Below are 3,832 nucleotides of genomic sequence, written 5' to 3'. Positions count from 1 at the left end.
GGAAGAGCGCCGTTTGTTCGATGCACTGCGAGCCTGGTTACTGAAAAAAGGCTTTAGTTATAAGCAGCTGTTCTGGATAACCGGCTTACTGGCCTTCTTTATTTCTCCGGTGGCGGATAACTTAACGACAGCCTTACTGATGTGTGCCGTGGTCATGAAAGTTGCCCAGGACGATAAGAAATTTGTCGCCTTATGTTGTGTCAGTATTGTGGTTGCGGCCAACGCGGGTGGCGCCTTCAGCCCCTTTGGTGATATCACCACGCTCATGGTCTGGCAGGCCGGGCAGGTCACTTTTACCGAGTTTCTTCGTTTGTTCTTGCCATCGGTTGCTAACTATTTAGTACCGGCAATTGTGATGAGCTTTTTCATTGAAAATAAAAAGCCGACAACACTGCACACCGAGGTGGAACTAAAACGTGGTGCGCTGCGAATTACCGCCTTATTCTTACTGACTGTAGCTACAGCGGTAACTTGTCATATTGTACTGCACCTGCCGCCTGTGCTGGGCATGATGATGGGCTTAGGTTATCTACAGTTCTTCGGTTACTTCTTACGGATGACATTACCAGGCTCTCTAGCTCGTAAACGAGCGATGGCAGAGCGCGTAGGCGACCAAAAACGGCTGGAGCAATTAGGTGGCGTGGTGCCTTTTGATGTATTCAGCCGGGTTTCGCGAGCGGAGTGGGACACTCTGTTGTTCTTCTACGGAATCGTTTTATGCGTTGGCGGTCTTGGCTTTATGGGGTATCTGAGCCTGCTTTCTGAAACGCTTTACGGCGGTATGAGTGCGACAATGGCGAATACCATTCTGGGTGTCGTTTCGGCGGTCATTGACAACATTCCGGTCATGTTTGCTGTACTGTCGATGGAACCCGATATGTCACATGGTCAGTGGTTGCTCATTACCCTAACCGCAGGTACCGGTGGTAGCTTACTCTCCATTGGGTCAGCAGCCGGTGTCGCTCTAATGGGGCAGGCCAGAGGCTACTACACCTTTGCCTCCCACCTGAAATGGACCCCGGTCATAGCACTAGGTTACATAGCCAGCATATTACTGCACCTGTGGCTTAACGAAACAACGTTTCATATTTAGTTAGTGGGAAGGGAAGAGCTCTCTCAGGGCAGGGCTTCTGTTCTCAGAGAGACGCCGTAAACCCACCCCTGGGGGCTTGAGTGGCGCCATCCTTGGCGCTACTCACTCTCTGAGTTGGAAGCTCTAACCACGTGAACGTCCTTTCCTGATCGCCCCAAACGTATGAAGACCGGCTTACCTCTTTCTACTAAACCACTTTGGAGTAGCGGTTCTTGCCGTGGTCCAGGTATTCGTCAAAGCATGCGCAGATGCTGCGAACCCACAGGCGACCTAATTCTGTGACACGCAGCTTTTTATCCGATACATCAACTAAGCCGTCTTCAATAAACGGTTTTAACAGCGGTATGGCTTCGGCGAAATGTGCCCAGAAGTCATCGATATTCCACTCGGCTTTAAAGGCCTCAATATCCAGCTCAAAGTGGCAGATAACCTGAGAAATTAGAGCGGCGCGAATTTTATCCTCGTCCGTTAATGCCATGCCTTTGATAATGGGCTTTTGTCCGTTATCTATCATTTTGTAGTAAGCCGGTAGCTCTTTTTCGTGTTGCCAGAGCACACCGTTTACCTGGCTAATGGATGATACGCCCAGGCCCAGTAATGCATCCTGCCCGTCGGTCGTATAGCCCTGGAAGTTACGTTGCAAACGACCTTCGCGCTGAGCAATTGCCAGACCGTCGTCTTTCTTCGCAAAGTGGTCCATGCCAATAAACTGATAACCGGCCTCGCTAAGCTGAGTAATGGCTTGTTCCAGCAGGCTTAACTTAACCGAAGGTTGTGGAATGGACTCTTCTGGTATTTTCTTCTGCCCGGCAAAGCGTTCAGGCAAATGCGCATAGCTGAATACCGAAATACGGTCAGGGTCCATTTCAATCACTTGCTCAATCGACTTCCTAAAGGTTTCCGGACGTTGGTAGGGCAGTCCGTAAATTAAGTCTAGGTTAATAGAGTCAAAGCCCAGTTCTTTACTCAGCTTCAGCTGATGAGCGATTAAATCGACATCCTGTACGCGGTTAATGGCAATCTGAACTTTTTTGTCAAAGTCTTGTACGCCGTAGCTGACACGGTTAAAGCCTAACTCGCGCAAATGGCGAAGTTTTTCATCACTGCAACTGCGTGGGTCAATTTCAATACTGACTTCCGGGTTACTGGCAAAAGTAAAGTTCTCGTGAACCAAGTCCATTAACCGGGTCAACTGCTGTTCAGTCAAAAAGGTTGGAGTACCGCCGCCTAAATGAATTTGGCGGATCTTCTTGTCTTTTACCATGGGCTGGTACATCGCCATTTCTTTGGCTAGGTAATCCAGATATTTATCGGCTTTGTGCTGATGGCGGGTGATCACCTTATTGCAACCACAGTAGTAGCAAAGCTTATGGCAAAACGGTAAGTGCAAATACAAACAGAGTCCGTCACCTGCATTTTTTAGTGCGGCTTCAATGCGGTTTTCTGAAAATTGTTCGGAAAGCATCAACGCCGTGGGATAAGACGTATAACGAGGTCCATTAATGTTGTATTTTTCGATTAATTCTTTATCCCAGGTAACTGTACTCATAACCACCTCTTGACCTCGGTCAAAACTTATTTAATTAACTTATCTGTATTGTTTCACCTTTTTCTTTATAAATAAAATCGCTAAAGCGGTCGCCTATTAAAAATAAGGCCTTTGGAAGCTTTTGATTTACCTCAATAGTGTCTAAGAAGTTTTTTAAATGTAACCCTAATTCGGTATTGCCTTTTACCATTAACTTTCGGTTGAAAAATAAAGTGTCAGGATCAACCTTGCCATAAATCAATAAAAGCAGCGCGTCACCATCTGCTGAAAGCTGTACGTCGGCATTTGTAGGGTTATTAAGGGCTTTTAGCTGGTTCCCTTTTAAGGTTAAAAAGAGTGATAAATCAATATCTTTTACTTTTATCTCAACAACTCGTTCAGAAATAAAGTCAAGATCACCCGATATTATTTCTTCTTTAAATAAGCGGTTTAATAACTGTTCAGATCCAAAGTTAATAATGCGCTCTGGTATTAATTTATTTATTGGTTGAATTATTTTAGGTATAGAAGATACCCAATTGGTGGTATTCATTTTTTGCTCCATATACAACAACAAAATAAAAGACTTGGGCACTATAATAAACAAACAAATAAGGCGCTACAAAATAGTTAAATAGAGGTTTCAGATGGAATTGTTATGTCCAGCCGGAAGTATCCCTGCATTAAAAGCGGCTATAGAAAATGGTGCCGATGCGGTTTATGTGGGGCTAAAAGATGAAACCAATGCGCGTCATTTTGCAGGTTTGAATTTAAACCAGATGAAGTTATCGGAAGCAGCTGACTACGTGCATAAGCATGGCCGCAAACTGCATGTTGCTATTAATACTTTTGCTCATGCCTGCAGTTGGGAAAAATGGCGGCAAGCAGTTGATGATGCCGTACTGGCCGGTGCGGATGTGCTGATTATTGCCGACTTAGCGGTTTTGGCTTATGCGGCGGAGAGGTACCCGAGAGTTGAGCGGCACTTATCGGTGCAGGCTTCTGCAACCAACGCTGGCGCCATTCGATTTTACCAGCAGTTTGGTGTTTCTAGGGTCGTTTTACCCCGGGTTCTGTCTATGCAGCAGGTACGGGCGCTGGCGCGCACAACCGACGTTGAGCTGGAGGTATTTGCCTTTGGTAGCCTCTGCATTATGGCGGAAGGGCGCTGCTACTTAAGTTCTTACCTGACCGGTGAATCACCTAATACC

At 46.2% G+C, this 3,832-nt stretch carries 4 protein-coding genes; 2 read left to right on the top strand and 2 right to left on the bottom strand.

The annotated features are described in order from the left end of the window. Positions 1-1,093, top strand: a 1,093-nt coding sequence (nhaD, locus tag B3180_RS13220) for a sodium:proton antiporter NhaD (protein WP_286845017.1), incomplete at its 5' end; no start/stop codon positions are given. A gap of 187 nt (positions 1,094-1,280) precedes the next feature. On the opposite strand, the gene hemN is transcribed toward nhaD, so the two are convergent. Further along, the gene (hemN, locus tag B3180_RS13215) at positions 1,281-2,642 is read right to left on the bottom strand and encodes an oxygen-independent coproporphyrinogen III oxidase (RefSeq protein ID WP_286845015.1); all 1,362 of its coding nucleotides are present in this window, start codon (positions 2,640-2,642) and stop codon (positions 1,281-1,283) included. Positions 2,643-2,676: 34 nt separating this feature from the next. Then, complete coding sequence (ubiT, locus tag B3180_RS13210) at positions 2,677-3,174, bottom strand: ubiquinone anaerobic biosynthesis accessory factor UbiT (RefSeq protein WP_278358601.1); 498 nt, start codon at positions 3,172-3,174, stop codon at positions 2,677-2,679. 94 nt (positions 3,175-3,268) lie between these two features. On the opposite strand from ubiT, the gene B3180_RS13205 reads away from it, so the two are divergent. Beyond that, on the top strand, positions 3,269-3,832 hold a 564-nt coding region (locus B3180_RS13205), incomplete at its 3' end, for a peptidase U32 family protein (RefSeq protein ID WP_286845014.1).

This window comes from Idiomarina sp. UBA4206, assembly GCF_002383015.1.
Taxonomy (GTDB): domain Bacteria; phylum Pseudomonadota; class Gammaproteobacteria; order Enterobacterales; family Alteromonadaceae; genus Idiomarina; species Idiomarina abyssalis.
The sequence above is the reverse complement of the archived record's forward strand: the minus strand, read 5'-3'. Positions and strand labels throughout refer to the sequence as shown.